At 62.0% G+C, this 18,631-nt stretch carries 13 protein-coding genes; 6 read left to right on the top strand and 7 right to left on the bottom strand.

The annotated features are described in order from the left end of the window. Positions 1 to 50 precede the first annotated feature (50 nt). The 7 genes from J8C06_RS14260 to J8C06_RS14230 form a co-directional block, all read right to left on the bottom strand. Entirely contained in the window at positions 51 to 659 is a 609-nt protein-coding gene (locus J8C06_RS14260; RefSeq protein WP_211430091.1) for a hypothetical protein, read from the bottom strand. Continuing rightward, a complete protein-coding gene (locus J8C06_RS14255) occupies positions 656 to 1,819 on the bottom strand; it encodes an AAA family ATPase (protein ID WP_211430090.1) in 1,164 nt (387 codons plus the stop codon). The genes J8C06_RS14260 and J8C06_RS14255 overlap by 4 nt, the downstream gene beginning before the upstream one ends. Before the next feature lie 91 nt (positions 1,820 to 1,910). After that, positions 1,911 to 5,555, bottom strand: coding sequence for an SDR family oxidoreductase (locus tag J8C06_RS14250; RefSeq protein WP_455423726.1), 3,645 nt, complete (start codon positions 5,553 to 5,555; stop codon positions 1,911 to 1,913). A gap of 64 nt (positions 5,556 to 5,619) precedes the next feature. Then, a complete protein-coding gene (purE, locus tag J8C06_RS14245) occupies positions 5,620 to 6,123 on the bottom strand; it encodes a 5-(carboxyamino)imidazole ribonucleotide mutase (RefSeq protein ID WP_211430088.1) in 504 nt (167 codons plus the stop codon). Next, the gene (locus J8C06_RS14240) at positions 6,110 to 7,354 is read right to left on the bottom strand and encodes an acyl-CoA dehydrogenase (RefSeq protein WP_211430087.1); all 1,245 of its coding nucleotides are present in this window, start codon (positions 7,352 to 7,354) and stop codon (positions 6,110 to 6,112) included. The genes purE and J8C06_RS14240 overlap by 14 nt, the downstream gene beginning before the upstream one ends. Positions 7,355 to 7,375: 21 nt before the next feature. Next, positions 7,376 to 7,831 (bottom strand): MaoC family dehydratase, encoded by a 456-nt coding sequence (locus tag J8C06_RS14235; RefSeq protein ID WP_211430086.1) that lies wholly within the window; start codon positions 7,829 to 7,831, stop codon positions 7,376 to 7,378. Between the two features lie 112 nt (positions 7,832 to 7,943). After that, positions 7,944 to 8,990, bottom strand: a complete 1,047-nt coding sequence (locus tag J8C06_RS14230; protein WP_211430085.1) for a hypothetical protein — start codon at positions 8,988 to 8,990, stop codon at positions 7,944 to 7,946. Between the two features lie 155 nt (positions 8,991 to 9,145). Between J8C06_RS14230 and J8C06_RS14225 the strand changes: the two genes are divergently transcribed. From J8C06_RS14225 to J8C06_RS14200, 6 genes are all read left to right on the top strand, one after another. Further along, positions 9,146 to 12,496 carry a two-component regulator propeller domain-containing protein gene (locus tag J8C06_RS14225; protein WP_211430084.1) on the top strand — a complete coding sequence of 1,117 codons (3,351 nt, stop codon included), beginning with the start codon at positions 9,146 to 9,148 and terminating at the stop codon, positions 12,494 to 12,496. A gap of 169 nt (positions 12,497 to 12,665) precedes the next feature. Beyond that, positions 12,666 to 14,726 (top strand): peptidylprolyl isomerase, encoded by a 2,061-nt coding sequence (locus J8C06_RS14220; RefSeq protein ID WP_211430083.1) that lies wholly within the window; start codon positions 12,666 to 12,668, stop codon positions 14,724 to 14,726. 45 nt (positions 14,727 to 14,771) lie between these two features. Further along, on the top strand, positions 14,772 to 15,842 hold the full coding sequence (locus tag J8C06_RS14215) for a YheT family hydrolase (RefSeq protein WP_211430082.1): 1,071 nt from the start codon (positions 14,772 to 14,774) through the stop codon (positions 15,840 to 15,842). A gap of 23 nt (positions 15,843 to 15,865) precedes the next feature. Beyond that, positions 15,866 to 17,047, top strand: coding sequence for a nucleotidyltransferase domain-containing protein (locus J8C06_RS14210; RefSeq protein WP_211430081.1), 1,182 nt, complete (start codon positions 15,866 to 15,868; stop codon positions 17,045 to 17,047). Continuing rightward, positions 17,047 to 17,274: a hypothetical protein gene (locus tag J8C06_RS14205; protein WP_211430080.1), complete on the top strand. Its 228-nt coding sequence runs from the start codon at positions 17,047 to 17,049 to the stop codon at positions 17,272 to 17,274. The genes J8C06_RS14210 and J8C06_RS14205 overlap by 1 nt, the downstream gene beginning before the upstream one ends. Beyond that, positions 17,234 to 18,535 (top strand): adenylosuccinate synthase, encoded by a 1,302-nt coding sequence (locus tag J8C06_RS14200; RefSeq protein ID WP_211430079.1) that lies wholly within the window; start codon positions 17,234 to 17,236, stop codon positions 18,533 to 18,535. Before J8C06_RS14205 ends, J8C06_RS14200 begins: the two co-directional genes overlap by 41 nt. Positions 18,536 to 18,631: the final 96 nt, after the last annotated feature.

Raw genomic sequence — 18,631 nt, 5'->3', positions numbered from 1 at the left:
ACTGTGGGCGCGGCACCACCGTGCGCCGAACGGGGCGTTTGGTGTACTGACTAGACCAACCGCGACTTAGCTTGGTTGGCAAGTGTTTGCAAACAGTTTATGGCGCGACGCAGGCTATCCGCACGCCGGGCGGCAGCCTGCGGCTGCCAGTGATACCGGGCATAGTTGATGACTTGGGATGTGTAAGCCGGCCCGACTCGTCGTCCGCTATTGACCTGCGGGATCATGGCGTCACGAATCTCCCGACGGCGCGAGTGCCCGGCCAGCGCGACAAGGGCGGCCTTTGGATCAGGGCAAGTTTCCGGCTGGACTGGAACACACTTTGGGGGAACACCAAGAAAGACCGCCAGCGTGTCGACGTCCGCCAGTAGCCAGGCTTCGACGGCGCGGACGGCAATACGAAAGCACATCCAGGGAGCCGGACTTGGGAGCCAGACACGCTTGACCTGCGCAGGGCAGGGTTCTTGGTCGAGGTCCACCAGCACCAGCCAAGGAGACTGTTGGGCCGCGTTGTTGTAGCCCGTGAGGCCCTTGAGCACTTTGGATTTGCCTTGTCCAACGTGGATTGCGCCAGGCTCCGCGCCGACATGATGGATGAGCCGACGGATGACCGCCTCATCTGTGATCCCCTCGACCGCCGCTTGGATGATCGCCGTCATGCTCCGTTCGACATGTCAGGAAATAAAGCCAACTGTTGCGCATCAGGCGGGGTCGTGCGGGGCATGACGGCATCCGCCAGGGACAGTCCGCCTTCGAGCAGGCGCACAATGTCGCTGTGCGAGGCGGCCAACGAGACATCCGCGCCTGCCGGCCCCGGCTGGATGAGCGCCACCTCATCGAGTCCGATGCCTTCATCGCACAGAAGATCGGGTGAGTGGGTGCTGAGGAAAATTTGCCGTCCCGCACGGCGCTGAGCCCGGGCCAGAATTTGCGGCAGGAAGCGGGTTATCCCCGGATGCAGCGACAACTCCGGTTCTTCAAGCAGTAACGGACCCGTCCGGTCAAGCGCCACCCACAGCAACCCCATCAGCCGCAGCGTGCCGTCCGAAAATTGTTCTTCCTGTTGCCAAGCGCCTTGCGGCCGCCAGTGCCGGTACTTGCCCCGTAGGTGGGGTGTGCCGTGGGCATCGCGCCACAGTTCGATGGACGTCAACTGCGGCACGGCCACCTGCAAGGCTTCCTGAATGCGCCGCAGCCGGGCCCTTTGCGTCTTTTCATTCGTTTTGGCGAGTTGCGCAAGAAAATCGCCGCCGTAGGGATCGTTGGCGCGTCCAACCGAACGGTCCGGTTCGCGCACGAGCTGCGGGACGATGTGCAAGTACCGGATCGAAGCAAAGAAATCCGTCAGGTCACGGAAGTCGCGGTTGACATTGACCTGTTCGAGGTGGGTTTGCGTAAGCTGCGTGGGGTCTGTCCGGTCGGCCTCTGACGGGCGCTCCAGAATGACATCGAGCCGTCCCTGCGCCTGACGGGTGACACGTTCTCGTTTGACCACAGGGCGACGCTGCTTATCTTGATTGAAGGCGAGTTCATACGTCCAGGATTCGCCGGCGCGCTCCAGCCAGACGCCAATCGCCACATCCGGGTGGCGCCGTGCCGCTAGGCAGCGAAGCGCGCTCACGCCACCGCGACGATGGACGGCATGCTGAAGCCCACCGCCCGGTGCGGACAAATCCCGGAGAAACCGGAACACATCGAGGAAGTTGGATTTGCCCGAAGCATTCGGCCCAACCAGAAAAAGCCGGCGGCCGATGGGAACCTCGACGTGGGTGAAGTTCTTCCAGTTGCGCAACTCCAGCTTTCGGAATTCAAACGCCATGCCTCTGTTCTTTCTCGCGGTGCGGCCGCGCGTCCCCGGCGCGCGCCGGCGGACCATCAGCCCGACCAGACGGCCCACCGGTCTGGACAACCTAGACCGTCATGGCATTTCCCCGGTGAATCCGCGACAGATAGCGACTTTGGTCGGGTTCGGGCGCTGGCGCGGCCGCCAGCAGAACGGCATCCACGAACCGGGCCAGTTCCTCGCGTTCCTCGCGTTCATTGCGCGGCTCTTCGACCCGCGCGCGGCGCGTCAAGTCCACCTGGTTGACGGTCGGGTGATGCGTGAACCGCTCACATTCCACGGCCAACGTCGCCGTCAGCGCGTGTAGCGTCGTTTTGACGAACAGCGCCAGCGCAAACTCCTCGCGTGACGAGTTGCGCGACGTTTTCGGCGTCACGAGCACAATCTGCGATTTGTCCTGCAACGCCGCTTTTTTCGCCACGCGGAAGTGATGGGTGATGTGGGTTTCAACCAGTTGCTCGAAGTCTTTTTCGTTGAGCACGCCGCGCCAGTCTTCAGTCGCCGCCAGCGGCTTGAGCGGCAGCGGGTCGAAGGGCGTCGAAACGACGACATCCAAGCGTCCGAACCGCCGCACCAGGTCGTCCAGCGCGGTTTCGATATTGGCCCCGCCGCTGACGATGTGGAGGTTGTTGAGCCGCTGCGCCGAAAAGTAATGCCGTAGCGAATCGGCCCGCTCGGCCGTCTTGGTCAGAATGATGCAGTTACGCACGACCAACTGAATGGCAAACGCCCCAACCAGCCAGCGGAGTTCTTCTTCGAGGTAATCGCCGATCAGCACGACGTTTTTGCGGCGCAGTGCCATGAGGTCTTCATTGCGCGGCAGGCCGTAAAACTCGCCCTCCGTCACCGTCCGGTCGAACTTCAAGCCGCCGGATGGATGCAGGGTTTCGCCGCTCACATTCGGATCGGAGAGGTAAAACACCGTCGCAATGGCAATTTCTTCTTCGGTCGGCATGCGTCCCAGGTTGAGCATGGTCAGGACGCTCGACTGAACCCGCTCGGCTTCCTTGTCAACTTCCGCCGGGTCGAAAAATGGGTCGGGTGGTTCTGGGAGTTCGTCCAAAAACGACGACGTAAAGGCTTCACGATCCTCGACTGCTGTGACATAGCCCCCCTCAAAGAGTCGGTGCAGAAGTTTTTCGGCGATTTTGCGCGTCATCAGGTACGCGCGATCCGAATGCCCATCGCCGGTGGCCTCGGCCCGAAGGTGAGCAATGAGCCGCCGCACGGGTTCGGGCGGGCTGGCAGCAAGGACATCGTCAAAGTGGTTGCGCACCAGTGCGTCGAGGGCGGCTTTGACCGATTCACCCTCACGCCAGGCGCGAATCACGGCATCGTGAATGTCGTTCAGCCGTTTGTTTTCGAGAATGAGCCGCGCCCGCCGGGCGTAGAGTCCAGGACGCGCCCCTTCGCCACGCAGGCGCTGACCTTCGACCGGCCCCGGCGAGAGGGCATTGATCTGGATTTCCGGCCCCAGGTGCCGCGCCAAAATTTCGGCCAGGGCGCGCTGACCGGCTTTGGAAACGGCATAGTCACTCCGGTTCGGATAGGCGACGGCCACGTACTTCTCGCCGCCAAAGTAGGAGCTGACGTTGAGGATGTAACCGGCCCCCTGTTTCTTCATCAGCGGCGCGATTTTGTAGATGAGCGAATAGTTGCTCAGGAGATTGGCCTTGAGCGTGTGCCGCCAGGCAGCCAGGGGCAGGTCCACCACCATTTCTTCGGCCCCGGCGATGCCCGCGTTGTTGATGAGAAAGTCAATCCGTCCGAATCGGTCAACGGCAAACTTGGTCAATCGCGCGAGCGCCTCTTCGTCGGCCACGTCAATGTCGGGCAGGATTTCGACGCGGGCTTCCGGCTGGGGGTATCCAATGGCAAACAGCTCGGCCACAATCTCGCGCTTGAGCGCCGCCAGCTTTTCGGCATCCCGCGCCGCCAGGACGACTTTCGCCCCGGAAAGTGCCAGGTAGTGGCCGATGGCGCCGCCGATGCCGGCGCTGCCGCCGGTGATGACGGCAACTTTGCCGATATGCAGGCCCAGCAGTGTCCGAGCAATGTCGCGGGGCAGCTCCGCCTTGCCGGTCGTGCGCTGGATGTTTTCCGGCACGTACAGGTTCAGCTCATCGAACACGCGGACGCGGTTGGCCAGTGTCGCCAGCCAGTCGGCCGTGAACTTGAGGTTGTCCGGCTCGGCGTTGGCGTAGCGGACAATCTGATTGGTTCGGATGGCAAAGCGGCGCGTGCCGGCCGCAACTTGCAGTTCATCTTCGTGCCGCCAGACCCGCAGCAGTTGCTCAACGGCCGCGCGGTAGATGTCTTCAAAGGCGTTGGTCGCGCCGTCGTGCTCGTTGGTCAGAAACAGGACGTTGACCGGTTCCTGAAGCTCGTTTTCGGCGTCGAAGTCGAGTAGGAAGCGTGAGAGCTGCGCGGCAAAGGCCGTCGTGCCGAGAATGGCTTCATCGGTGAATTGGCGCACCTGTTCCGCGTCGGCCGCAATGAGTTCTGGCCCGTAGTAGCCGGCGGCATGGGCCGGGAAGACAATCACTGTATCGAGGCGGTGGTAACGCTCCCGGATGAGGTCAAACACGCTCGTCACCGATTCGCGGCGCAGGGGGTCGAGCCAGGTGACGGCGATGTTGTGATTGAGGCCGCGCGTCTCAAGCTGGGCCTTGGCCGTATTGACCGCTTCCGGTTGCCGAAACGTCAGGATGACCGAGGCCCCATGGGACTGCTGGCTGGCGGCGACGGTTACGGCGTCATGGACCTGCTCGCCGCCGACGATGAGTACGACGCGCCGGGTGAGGTCAATGAGCCGCTGGTCGGGCCAGGCCGTGAGCTTGGTGCGGCTCTGGGCCTTGACCTGCATGCCGTGGGTAATCTCGAAGTTGTGACCAGAGATGGCGGCGGATTCATCCGAACCGAGAAAGACCATGACGTTGGCCACATCGGCCTGGGTCGGGTAGCGCTTGCTCGGCGGCTCGGCGTCCCGCGCCCGCGCCAGGATCATGATGTCGAAGAATTCCTGCGCCGTTGTGCCCTCCGGCACGCCCTTGAGCCGGTCCATCGCGCCAAACACGGCGCGGATGCGGTCGGAATCAATCGGGCCGGGAAAGACCGTGTTGACGCGCACGGCGCGGTCGGTTGTGCCGAGTTGCTTGGCGAGTCCGAGCGACAGGGCGTTCAGGGCCGACTTCGGCACGACGTAGGGAATCCGCCCATAGTAGTTGGTGCGCGAGAAAATGGTCGAGACGTTGATGACGCTGGCACCAACCCGCAGGTAGGGGAGCGCCAGGCGCGTCAAATGCCAGGGCAAGCCCAGGAGGTTGGCAGCGGATTCGCGCATGGTTTCGTTGTCGGTGAACCCTTCGGCCGCCAACTGTGCCAAGTCGTCAGACGTGAAGGGAATCCGAAACAGGGGTTGCTTGGCCCCGGCCGAACCGGCGTTGTTGATCAGAACATCCAACCCGCCCCAGCGTGCGGCAATGGCTTCCAGGGCCGTCTGCATGCTGATGAGGTCGTTGGGCGACAGGGCCACCGGCAGGATATTGTCACCGGGAAATCCTTCGGCTACGAGCGAAGCACGGAACTGTTCGGCGCGTTCCAGCGACCGACTGGAGATGGCGACACGCGCGCCCTCACGGAGGTACATTCGGGTGACGACCCCACCAATACCACCGGCCGCGCCGGTGATGAGCGTAACTTTGCCATTCAAGCGCATGGTTTCACGTGGCGAGTCCCGGCGCGGCCGCCCGCACCGGTCGCAGTGTTTGTTTGGTTCAGTTTTCGTTGTTGATGAGTTGATTTTTATTACGCGAGATCTCAGCCATCTGGGCTTTGAAGTCAACCAGCTCGCGCTGAAGTTCTGGGTTGTCGGTCGCCACGATTTGCACGGCCAGGATGCCGGCATTTTTGGCTGCGCCAATGGCGACGGTGGCGACCGGAACACCCACCGGCATCTGGACGATGGAGAGGAGCGAATCGAGCCCGTTGAGGGACTTTGACACGATGGGAACGCCGATGACTGGCAGTGGCGTCAGCGAAGCGACCATTCCTGGCAGGTGGGCTGCGCCGCCGGCCCCGGCAATGATGACCCGCAGCCCGCGCATGTGGGCGGTTTCGGCGTACATAAACATGTCGCGTGGCGTCCGGTGGGCCGAAACGATGCGCATTTCGTGCGCAACCCCAAATTCCATGCAGATTGCCGCTGCGTCTTTCATCACCGGGTAGTCACTATCGCTGCCCATGATAATGCCAACGGCCGGAAGTTCATGATTCGCCATGTCGTCCTCCGCCAGTGCGTTCTCCAGTCTGGGAATGGTATTTTTTCAACTCCAGCTTGGCGATGGACTCCCGATGCACTTCATCCGGGCCATCGGCCAATCGTAGGGTGCGCGCCTGCGCCCAGGCGTAGGCCAGTCCAAAATCGGCACACACCCCACCGCCACCATGCGCCTGAATGGCGCGATCAATGACCCGCAGCGCCATATTGGGCGCCACGACCTTGATCATGGCGATTTCCGTTCGGGCGACCTTGTTGCCGTGGCGGTCCATCATGGCGGCGGCCTGGAGCGTCAGCAGTCGCGCCTGCTCGATCTCAATCCGGGAATCGGCAATGGCCGCCCGCAACACGCCCTGTTCTGCCAGGGACTTGCCAAACGCCGTCCGGGTCAGCGCGCGCCGACACATGGCTTCGAGGGCACGTTCGGCCAGCCCGATGAGTCGCATGCAGTGGTGGATGCGACCAGGCCCGAGTCGCCCCTGGGCAATTTCAAACCCGCGCCCCTCGCCAAGCAGGAGGTTCGTCACCGGAACCCGGACGTTTTCAAACCTGACTTCGGCATGCCCGTGCGGGGCGTCGTCATAGCCAAAAACATCGAGCATGCGAACGACCTTCACGCCGGGCGTATCCATGGGAATCAGCAACATGGATTGCTGCTGGTGCTTGGGCGCGGTCGGGTTGGTTTTCCCCATGAAGATGATGAGCTTGCAGCGCGGGTCGCCGGCCCCACTGGTCCACCACTTCCGACCGTTGACCACGTATTCGTCACCATCCCGCTCGATGCGGGCCTGGATGTTGGTGGCATCCGAACTCGCCACGTCTGGCTCGGTCATGGCGAAACAGGACCGAATCTCACCGGCCAGAAGGGGTTCGAGCCACTGTTTTTTTTGCTCCGGCGTGCCGTACCGGACAAGCACTTCCATGTTGCCGGTGTCCGGCGCGGAACAGTTGAACACTTCGGGTCCCAGGAACGAGCGCCCCATGACTTCGCACAGCGGGGCGTAGTCGAGGTTGCTCAGTCCCGCGCCATATTCGCTCTCCGGCAGGAACAGGTTCCACAATCCGGCAGCTTTGGCTTTGGCCTTGAGGGTTTCGACGATGCGCGTTGGCTGCCACCGGTCGCCGGTGGCGACTTCGTCCAGGAAAGTCGTTTCATTCGGGTAGATGTGCTCGTCCATGAAGGCAAGGAGGCGTTCCCGAAGTTCAACTGCTTTGGGTGAAAACTCAAACATATGGCGCGCGCAGCTCCCGTTTCAGACCAACACTCGCAAAATCCACTCGGCGACGCAGGCCGGCTTGTCTGCCCCGTCCAGCTCGATGGTGCAGTTGAGGGTGAGGTCGAGTCCGTTGTCGAGGGACTTGACCTGAGCAATGGCGAAGCGGCCGCGGATGCGACTGCCGGCCGGCACTGGCGTGACGAACCGCACCCGGTTGAGGCCGTAGTTGAGGGCCAGCCGCGCCCCTTCAAAGTGAAGGGTCTGCTCGACCAAGTGTGGAATGAGCGAGAGCGTGAGAAAGCCGTGGGCAATGGTGGTTTTGAAGGGGGATTCGACCGCGGCGCGGGCAGGGTCGCAGTGAATCCACTGGGTGTCTCCGGTGGTTTCGCCAAAGGTCGTGATGCGCGACTGGTCAATCGTGAACCAGTCACTCACGGCGAGTTCTTGGCCGGCAAGGGCGGCGAGGGAAGCAAGTGAGAAAGACGTAGGCATCGGGACGTGAACACATCTCAGGCAAAGTGTGGTTTAGCTCACATGCAACCATCATTTCGTGGGTTTGCCAACTGTTTTGGACGATGTTGTGGGCGGTGGCAGCCGGTGCCGTTCAGGGTACGAGCGTCAGGCGGTCAATCACCCAGGCCCGCCAGTGCGGACGGTAGCGGTGGAGCAGCCAGGCCACGACCGGCGGCAGCAGGCAGGCTATGAAGAAGGCAAGCACGACGATGAGGAAACGACTGCCAAAAAAATCGTTCGCCAGCCGACTGAAATCCATCCAGTGGCCGCCGCCTTTGGCGTCTTCGTAATCGAGGCGGGCTTCCTGGCTGGTCAAAAGCTGATAGGCAAACCGGAGGTCGTAAAGCTGGATGTAAAAGCCCGCGAAGGCATAGAGCGGGCGCTCCAGTGCATGAACCAGCGATTCGCCGCTCCAGGCGCGATAGAGAAACACCGTGGCGAAGATGAGTTCCCCGCCATGCCCCATCGCAATGGTAATCGCCTCATGCCAGGACGTGACTGCCGTCAGGGTATAGGCGGCCGCCAGTCCCGTGATGAGCAGGAGCGTTCCGGTATTGGCCCGAAAGTAGTAAAACAGTCCGGCAAAGGCGACATACCAGACCCCGACCAGCAGCCACTTGCGATCCTGGTGAATGGTGACGCCACCGCCATACACGAAGTCAAACGCAGGAATCGAAGGGTAGCCATAGACCCAACCGGCAATGGTGTGCCCAAGTTCGTGAACCAGCGTGACGAGTGGATGCAAGACAAAGGAGATAAAGGCGAAAAACGGCACGAACACGACCACCGCCGCCAGCAACGCGCCGCCAATGACGGATTGATAGGCCTGCGCGTCGGTGGGTTCGGCTTCCAGTGGCGGCCGCCACTCGACCTGGCGTGCCAGCCCAAGCGGCAGCGCCAAGCCACAGCGGGCGCAACTGGTTTGGGTAAGCGGTTGGCGAAGCTGACAGTGTGGGCAGGTTTGGTGCATGCGGATGGGAGGGGTGCGTGTGGTGAGCGGTTTGGCGCGAACCACCAAGGTGACGGGCCGCGCTTCGCGCCATCGGCGACCGGAAACCGTGAGGTGATACTTTGCCACAGAGACCAGCCGGCCGCGCAACCACCGACCCTCCCCAGGATGTGGCCGGGTGGTCGTCACGAAAAACATCCGTGGTCTTGATTGAGGCTGGTTCAAAAGTGCGATTCCATGCTACGTGGTGGCTGAATCCCAATGGTGAAATTCGCGTCGCTTTCTGGCCGGTAGTCCGCGTACTATCAGCTTTGATGAGGGTGCCGTCGAAGTCTTTCCAGTTCGTGTTTTCGCATCTCGCGTTCGTCCTGGTCGCCGCCGGTTGGGGGTGGCCGGCATCGGCCGCGACGCCATTCGAGTTTCGGCGTCCGCCGGCCGAACTCCGCATCGCCCAAGCCGCAATTCAGTGCATCGCGCAGGATAGGGAAGGGTTCCTCTGGCTTGGTACGACCGACGGACTGCACCGCTTCGATGGTCTCAACGCGGTGACGTACCGCTTCGACGCGGGGAATCCAACATCAATCAGCGCCAATGACGTCCACGTCATTTGCGTCAGCCGCGATGGAACGCTCTGGATTGGCACGAATGGCGCGGGTTTCAACCGATATAACCGCGCCGACAACTCGTTCACGCGCTATCAGCCTGATCCGGGCAACCCGCGCAGTTTTCTGAGTTCACGGGTTGACGCCATCGTTGAAGACCGCTCCGGGCAGCTCTGGATTGGCTCGCCCGACGGACTCTTTCGCTTTGACCCAGTGGACGAAACATTCACGGCGTTCGTCCATGATGCGAATCGGGCGACATCGCTGAGCGCGAACGGCATCCGGGCGCTGCTGACCGACCGGGCGGGCGTACTCTGGGTGGGAACCGATGGTGGCGGACTCGACCGCTATGACGGTGGTGGATCGTTTACCCATTTCGTTTTCGAGGCAAACCATCCGAAGCCGCCCACGGCTAGTCCCATCACCGATAACCGCGTTTTCGCGTTGCTCGAAGCGCGAGATGGCGCGCTGTGGGTTGGCACCGCGACCGCCGCGCATCGCTTCGATCCACGGACGGGCAACTCGGTTTGCTACCGGGAAGTGTCGGAGCATCCGACGAATCAAACGCCGGGGCGCATACGGGGCATCATCGAAGATCGCTTCGGTCAGCTCTGGTTTGCCACGAGCAATGGCGTGGCGCGATTGAATCAAGGAACCGGCCAGGTCGTCCGGGCTTTTCACGATCCACGCGACTTGAAAAGCGTTTCGGCGAATGCTTCGCGGGCAGTCTTTGAAGACCGGTCAGGTATCGTGTGGATTGGCAGCGCGAAGGGGCTGACCGCCTACGACCCGATGGCGCGGCGGTTCCCGATGTTCAAGAGCAATCCCGATGCCGCGCGCCGTCTGAGTTCCGATTCGGTGCTTGGTTTTCTGGAAGACCGAAACGGAGAGACCTGGATTGGCACGGCGGATGGGCTGAACCGGTTCGACCGCGCGCGCGGAACCTTCGAGGTCTGGAAGCATGATCCTGACGACCCGACGACGCTGGGCGGCAAGGCGGCCAGCGCGCTGCTCGAAACGCGCGAGGGCACGCTGCTGGTCGGCACATCGCTCGGACTCGACGTCTTCGACCGGACGACGGGGAAGTTTTCGAGATTTCGGGCGGCGAGCAACGCCGAGGTCTTGCAAAAGAGAACCATCGAGGTGCTCTACCGAGATCGGGAAGGCGGGGTGTGGGCGGCTTCCGAAAGCTTTGGACTGGCGCGACTGCCGGCGGACGCGACCGGGTCCATCAAGGTCTTTTCGCATGACCCGCGCAATCCGAACAGCTTGAGTAACAATCGCATCTGGCAAATCGTCGAAGACAGTGGCGGCACTTTCTGGCTGGCCACTTCCAATGGCATCAACCGCTTTGATCCGCGCAGCGAAACGTTCACGCGCTATGAGTACGATCCGAAAAATCCGAAGGGGTTGCCGAGCGCGCGCGTGTACTGCCTGTGCTTCGACGCGAGTGGCGCGCTCTGGGTGGGCCTCAACGGCGGACTCGCCCGCCTCGATACCGCGACCGGCACCTTTGAAAACGTCACGCCCCGCGCCGGACTGAGCGAAATCGTCGCTTCGATGCTCCTCTCCCTGGATGGGGAATTATGGATTGCCACGTATGAAGGGTTGCTGCGCTTCAATCCGACCACGCGGAAGACGCGGTTTTATGACGCGAACGACGGGCTGGAGGGCGAATTCCGCACGGGCGCGCGCATGCGGAACACGCGCGGCGAGATGTTTTTCGGCGGCGACGGATTCACTGTATTCCAACCATCGGCCATCAGCGACAATCCGTTCGTGCCGCCGGTGGCGCTGACGCGCTTTCGGAAGTTCGATCAGGAAATGACGGATTTCAACGGCCAGACGCTCGCGCCGCTGACGTACCGCGAGAATTCGTTTTCGTTTGAGTTTGCCGCGCTGAGTTTTTCAAAGGCCGCGAAAAATACCTATGCCTACCGACTCGAAGGCTTCGACGAGAAATGGATTTACTGCGGAGCGCGCTCCTCGGCGAGCTACACGAATCTCGATCCGGGCGAATATGTCTTTCACGTCAAGGCGGCGAATTGCGACGGTGTGTGGAATGAGGTCGGGACGAGCCTTCGGGTCGTGATTCGTCCGCCGTGGTGGATGACGTGGTGGGCCTATGGCCTCTATGCCGTTGCTTTCGTCGGTGGTGTATCGGGATTCATCCGGCTGCGCGTGCAGCGCGTCAACGAACGAGCGCGCCTGCGCGAAGCCCGACTGCGCGCGGAGGCGGCGGAAATCAAGGCCAACTATGCCGCCCAACTCGCCGAGCAGAACGCGCGTCTCGCCGAACGCAACGCCGAAGTCGAAGACAAGAATCAACAGATTCTCGACAGCATCAGATACGCCGAAAGCATTCAGCGGGCGATGCTGCCCGCGCCGTCGCGCCTGATGGCTTGTCTGCCGGAACACTGCCTCTTGTTTTATCCACGCGACATCGTGTCGGGCGATTTCTACTGGTTTCACGAGGCGGATGACGGACGCCTCATCGTCGCCGTGGCCGACTGCACCGGGCACGGCGTGCCGGGCGCGATGATGGCCATGCTCGGCGCGAATTTGCTCAACCAGATTGTCGTCGAGCGGCAAGTCTATTCACCGGCGGAAATTCTCGAACGTCTCGATGATGGCGTCCGGTCCGCTCTCAAGCAGGACGCGGCCAACGCGCAAACGCTGGATGGCATGGACATCGCCCTGTGCCTCATCGCGCCCAGCCGCGACTGCGTAACCTACGCGGGGGCGCAGCGTCCGTTGTTCGTCTGCGCTGACGGCAAAGCGACCGAAACGATTCATGGCAACCGCCGCGCGATTGGCGGCAGTCGGCGGGCGACAGGGCAAAAATTCGAAAATCATGTTTTCGCCGTCGGCAGCGGGAAAACGCTCTGGTTGACGACGGATGGTTTCGTCGATCAGAACAGCGCGCAGCAGAAAAAATACGGCCGCCACCGACTCGCGGCGTTTCTCGCGGCCATCGCTCGCCTGCCGCTCGCCGCGCAACGCGAAGCCCTTGAAAAGGAACTCGACGACTATCGCGGTGGCGAGCCGCTGCGCGACGATGTGACGATGCTGGGCATCCGGCTTACGCCGTAAGGTTGGCCGGCGCTGGTGTTTCGCCTGGATGCCGGCCCTGGGCCGCCTTACGACCGGTCAACCGTGATTTTTCAGCCGATTGCGTTTGCGCGCTGGATTCGGTACGCTCCTTGGCTTCGTTTGCTGCGCTTGGCAGCTTCCATCTTGGTGTGAGGTTTTTTGTCGCGCGATGGCTCAATCTGAAGCGTCTTCTGCGAACCCCGCGTCCAATCCCCGACGCACGCTGCTCATTATCGTCATCTTCTTCCTTGGCTTGGTCATGGTGTTGGCGTACTCGCTCCCCTCGCGGTCGCTGTTCGGCGCGAGTGGACCCAAGGCAGTGCAGCCCGTCCCGGAAGACACCGTCATTGCGCGGGTCGGTAGCCGAACGGTGACGGCCAAGGAGTACACGACCTCACTCCAGAATCTGGTGTCCATGTATCGTCGTTATGCTGCCCAACTGGCTTCCGGCGGGGGGAACTTTCCGTTGAGCATCCAGCAGTTGCGCCAGCAAGGCAGTGACCGGGCTATTTTGCAACAGTTGGTCAGACGGCGGATTATCGAGCTGGAAGCCGAACGGCTCGGTCTCATGGCAACGGAGGGTGAAATCCAGCAGCGCCTGCGCGAACAATTTCGCGACGAAAACGGCCGCTTCATTGGCGTCGAGAAATACAAAAAGCAACTCCTGCGCATGGGAACGTCCTATGTCGAGTTTGAGCGCGACCTGGCCTACACCATTCTTGAAGAGAAGCTGCGCAACTTCATCACCAGTGGCATTCAGATTTCGCCGCAGGAAGCCGAAGAAGAATACCGCCGGCAAAACACACGCTTTGAGTTGAGCTACGTGGTCCTGCCCGCGACCGACTTTGAGAAGGGCGTCGCCGAGCCGACGGACGAGGAACTTCGCGCCTATTTCGACGCCCACAAGGAAGACTTTCGCCCAACCAAGGACCGCCGCAAGGTTCGTTACATTTACGTCAGCCAGGACAAGGCAGCCGAGATCATTCCCGTGTCTGATGAAGAACTGCAAAAAGAGTACGACCCAAACAAGCAGGTCAAGTCAGTTCAGGTCAGTCAGATTGTGTTGAAGGTCTTGACGCCCAAGGATGAAGACAAGGTGCTCCAGAAAGCCAATGAGCTTGTTGCGCGCGCGCGCGGCAAGGAGGGCGTGCCGGCGGAAGACTTCGCCTCCCTGGCGCGTGGCAACTCCCAGGATACGGCAACGGCGGCAAAGGGCGGCGATCTGGGCAAGGTTGAGCGTTCCAATGTCAAGCCCGGTGAGGCGGTCGAGGCGGCTTTTACCCTTGGGGTTGGTGAAGTCAGCGAACCGGTGCGGCGCGGAAATGCCTTCTACATCTTCAAGGTTACCGATCGCGCCATCAAAACCTTTGAAGAAGCCAAGCCCGGCTTGTTGGCCATCGTTCGTAACCGGCTGTCCTATGCCAAAGCGTCGCAGCTTGCCGATGAAGCCGTTTCGCTGCTGTCGCGGACACGCAACTTTGAGGAAACAGCCAAGACCATTGCTGCCAAGCTCAATCTGACGCCGGATGATGTCAAGCGCGAAACGCCGTTCTTCGCGCCGGGCGATGACGTTCCAGACATCGGCAGCAACCCGTCGTTTGAAGAAAAGACTTCGGCGCTGACGGAACCAAACGATGTCGGTGAAAAAGTAGGTGTTCGCGGCGGATTTGCGATTCCCCAACTCGTCGAAATCAAGAAGCCGGGCGACCCCACGCTCGATGAAGTGCGCGACAAGGTGGTTGCCAAGGTCAAGCAAGAAAAAGCGCTTCAGAAGGCTTACGACCGCGCCAAGGAACTCATTGCCGCCGCCAAGAACGCCGCCGGTCTGAAGTCCGCCGCCGAAGCCATGAAGCTCAAGGTCGAGGAAATCAAGGACTTCAACGACACAGCCTACCTTGACAACAAATCCTTCCCGGCTGCCTTCCCCAACGCTGAAAAGGTCAAAGTCGGCGAACTGATTCCGATGCCCCTGTACGCGGCCCGGAATGCCGCGCCAACCGTGGCCGTGGTGGCCGTGACCAGTCGGAAAGACGCCGATTTGACAAAGTTCGCCGAGCGGCGCAAGGAAACCATGGACCGCCTGCGCGGCGACCGGGCCAACAACTTGTTTGAAACGTACATTGATGGCGTCAAAGCGCGCTTGAAGGAAGCCGGGCAACTGCGGGTGGATCGCGCTCTGGCCGAGCGGGTCGTGGTGGCGGCGGCGGCCAACGAACCGGCTGCCGAGTAATTCGGCCGGACTTGGGAATTCGCGTAGGTTGGGTTGACTGCGGCTATGCAGCTTGGAGCGCTAGGAACGGCAACGCGGGCGATGACGCCCCGCGCCTACTTGCTGGAGCGGTTGGCGGCTCGTCCGTTCGTTCCTGATCCACGCCTGACCAACCCCCACCTACAGACCATTCTTGGCTCGGTCCTACCGCGGCGGTCGCCGCAGGTGGAGCAAACGGGGCGGCCACGGACGTTTCAGACCCGACCAGATACGGCCGTGACGGCCGTCTGCCACTGGCAGCCCGGACGCGCGCCGGCGGCGTGTCCAATCCTGCTTCTGCTGCACGGCATGGAAGGCTCGGTCGAGTCGAGCTACATGCGCGGACTGGCGGAAAAAGCGCTGCGGGCGGGTTTTCATGCGATTCGTCTCAATACGCGCACCTGTGGCGGCACAGAGCATCTATCGCCTCACCTCTACAATGCTGGGTTGACCGAGGACGTCCGCGCCATCATCGCGGAGTTGAGCGAGCAGGACGGGGCGACGGACGTCTATGTGATTGGCGTTTCGCTTTCGGGCAATGTGGCGCTGCGTCTGGCCGGAGAATATGGCGCGCATGCCCCCCAGTGCGTGCGGGGGATTGCGGCGATTTCCCCCTCGGTCGATCTGGCGGCGAGCACGGCGGCCATCGAGCAGCCCGTGAACTGGTTTTACCATCGCCGGTTTGTGCGGAGTCTCAAAGCCCGGATGGAACGCAAGGCCAAGCTGTTTCCAGAGCGGTACGATGCCCGCCACCTCAAGCGGATTCGGACGATTCGTGAATTTGACGAAGCCTACACAGCCGTGGCGGCCGGCTACGCCGACGCGGCGGATTACTACCACCGGGCGAGCGCCGTCCGAATTGCCGCGGCCATCCGCCTGCCGACGCTCATCATCCACGCTCAGGACGATCCGTTCATCCCGGCTGCGCCGCTTACCGAACCGGCCTTTGCTGACAATTCAAGCATTACGATTCTCTTGACCGAGCGTGGCGGTCACGTTGGTTTTCTGGCCGCGCGCCGGGCTGACGAAGACCGCCGGTGGGCCGAGCACCGAATCATGGATTTCGTCCGACTGCTGGATGCCATCCGGCGGCGGTGATGGCGCTTGGCGAGACTCGGCCCATGCTACCAACTGCCCTGACGCCGCTCTTGCCGTCAACCCCAGTGGATAGGTTTTTGCAGCGCGCGCTGACCGGACAATCCGAGGCGCGTGGGGCGGCCGTCTGGGATGCCGGACTGTCCGCGACGGAAGTGATGGCCGCCCTCCAGACCCACCGGCTTGGCCCGCTGCTATGCGCGCGGTTGCCATCTGATGCCTGGGACTCCCTTCCAGATGAGCTGCAAGCTTGGTTGAAATCGCGCGGGCGGGCGCAGGCGCTCCTCGATGTGCAGCAAATGCTGGCGCTGCGCGAGCTTCTCCCGCTTGCCCAGGCCCAGGGCCGGCCGGTGCTCCTGCTCAAAGGCATACCGATGAGCTACCGGCACTACCCTGAGCCACATCATCGCGTCAAAACCGATGTGGACGTTCTGGTTCGCCCGTCAGATGCGGCCGGGTTGATGGCCCTGCTGGAAAGCCTGGGCTACACGCGCTCGTTGGGCGTCACCGGACAGCTTATCAACCGTCAGGCCACGCTCGCCCGTGGCGATGTGGCTTTTGACGTGCACTGGAGCCTATCCAACACGGCCGTCTTTGCTCATGTCCTCAACTTCGACGCCATGTGGCATGACCGAACAGACCTACCGGCCCTTGGCGCCGGAGCTTACGCTCCGTCGGACGAAGACCTGTTTCTCCACGCCTGCTTCCACCTGGCGCTGCATATTGGCTACGAGTTTGCTCTTGTCTGGCTGTACGATATTCACTTGCTGGCATCGCTCTGGACGCCAGACGCCGCCGAGCGGATTTTGCAACGCGCGCGCCGGTTACGCATCCTGCGGGTCTGTCTCGCTTGCCTTCAGTTGTCGCGGGTCTGGTTCGGCACGCCCTATCCAGACGATGTCGGCGCGGCGTTGGCGCGCTCGACCGGGCCGGAACTGTCCGCCCAAATCCTGGCCTGTCATCTGAGTCGCTGGAAGCGGCTGCAACTGGAACTACTGGCCCTATCTTGGCGGGAACGCTTGCGGCTGCTCTACGAGATGGGGTTCCCCTCAGAAGCGTACCTCCGCCAACGGTATGCCGATACGACCACCTGGTTGCCTTGGCTTCACATCCGGCGGTGGCTGGGGCGTCCGGGTGTCGTCTCTCCAGTCGAGCCGGGTGGCGCGACAGCCGACATTGACGGAAAAGCCCATAAGAACGAATACTGATGAGACCTGTCGCCCGAATGCTGTGGTTCGTTGACTTGGCGCGGACTGATGCGCCGGGGGGAGGGCGCATGTTTGAGCGAGTCGAGTTGGCGAGCAACTCGGAAACAATTCAGAAGGAAAGGAGCGTGAAGCCCTTTTTCCGGCGTGGGGTGCTGACTGAAACCGGGCGAGGGTTCATGGCGGCGGATGAAAAATATCGTCGTGGTTGGAACGCAGTGGGGGGATGAAGGGAAGGGCAAGATTGTAGATTTGGTCGCCCCGCACTTCGACATTGTCGCCAGGTACCAGGGCGGTCACAACGCCGGCCACACCGTGATTGTCAACGGCGAGAAGTTCGTGCTGCACCTGCTGCCATCGGGGATCGTCCATCCTGGCAAGCGGTGCGTGATCGGCAACGGGGTGGTGGTGGACCCAACCGCGCTGCTCGCCGAGATAGATGAGCTATCTGCCCGTGGGATTGACTTTGACGGACGGTTGGCGATCAGTAACCGGGCGCACATCATTTTGCCCCATCACCTCGCGCTCGAACGAACCAGTGAGCAGCGCCGCGGTGTCCGGCAAGTCGGGACGACGCTGCGCGGGATTGGTCCCGCCTACGAGGACAAAATCGGACGACGCGGACTGCGCGCCGGTGACTTGCTGCGTCCTGACCGGCTGAAGCGCCAGCTCGAGGAAATCATCGGCGAAGCCAATGACATTTTGCGGGCGCGTGGCGCGGAGCCGATTGCCCTGGCCGCGGTGGTGGACGATCTCCTGGGCAAAGCGAGCCGGATTGCGCCGTTCGTCACCGATACGGCCCTATTGCTTGCGCGTGAGATGACGGCCGGGAAAACCGTGCTCTTTGAAGGGGCCCAGGGGACAATGCTCGATATTGACCACGGCACGTATCCCTATGTCACCTCGTCCAGCGGCACGGCCGGCGGCGCGACGGTGGGCACGGGCGTTCCTCCCACCGCCATCACCGGCGCGCTGGGCATCATGAAGGCCTACACCACCCGCGTCGGGAGCGGGCCGTTCCCCACCGAACTGACCGACGCCGTTGGCGAGCGGCTGCGCGCGCGCGGCCAGGAGTACGGAGCCTCGACCGGACGCCCACGACGCTGTGGCTGGTTCGATGGCGTCGTGGCCCGCTATGCCCGGATTATCAACGGACTGACGAGTGTGGCGCTGATGAAGCTGGACGTGCTGGATGACTTTGAAACCATTGACATCTGCACGGCTTACCGGCTAGGTGGGGAACTCGTCGAAGCCATTCCGCACGACGCCCAAGACCTCGAAGCCGTCGAGCCGGTCTATGAAACGCTCCCCGGATGGCGGTCATCCACCGTGGGACTCACGTCCTTCGAGCAACTGCCTGACAATGCGCAGCGCTACATCGCGCGACTCGAGGAACTCGTCGGGTGCGAAATCGGGCTGGTGTCAACCGGACCCGACCGGCAGGACACGATACTTCGGTCTGGTTCCGAGCTTGTCGGGTGGCTCCGGTGAGGCACGGCGCTTGACGATTCTTGACAGGCGTCTGACCGAATTTGACGGACTTTACCGCGACCAGGTGCGTCTATAGTAACAGCCGCTGAACGAGGC

It is taken from the genome of Chloracidobacterium validum, assembly GCF_018304825.1.
Taxonomy (GTDB): Bacteria; Acidobacteriota; Blastocatellia; order Chloracidobacteriales; family Chloracidobacteriaceae; genus Chloracidobacterium; species Chloracidobacterium validum.
Note: the sequence above shows the minus strand (reverse complement) of the source record. Positions and strands in the feature narration are given on the sequence as shown.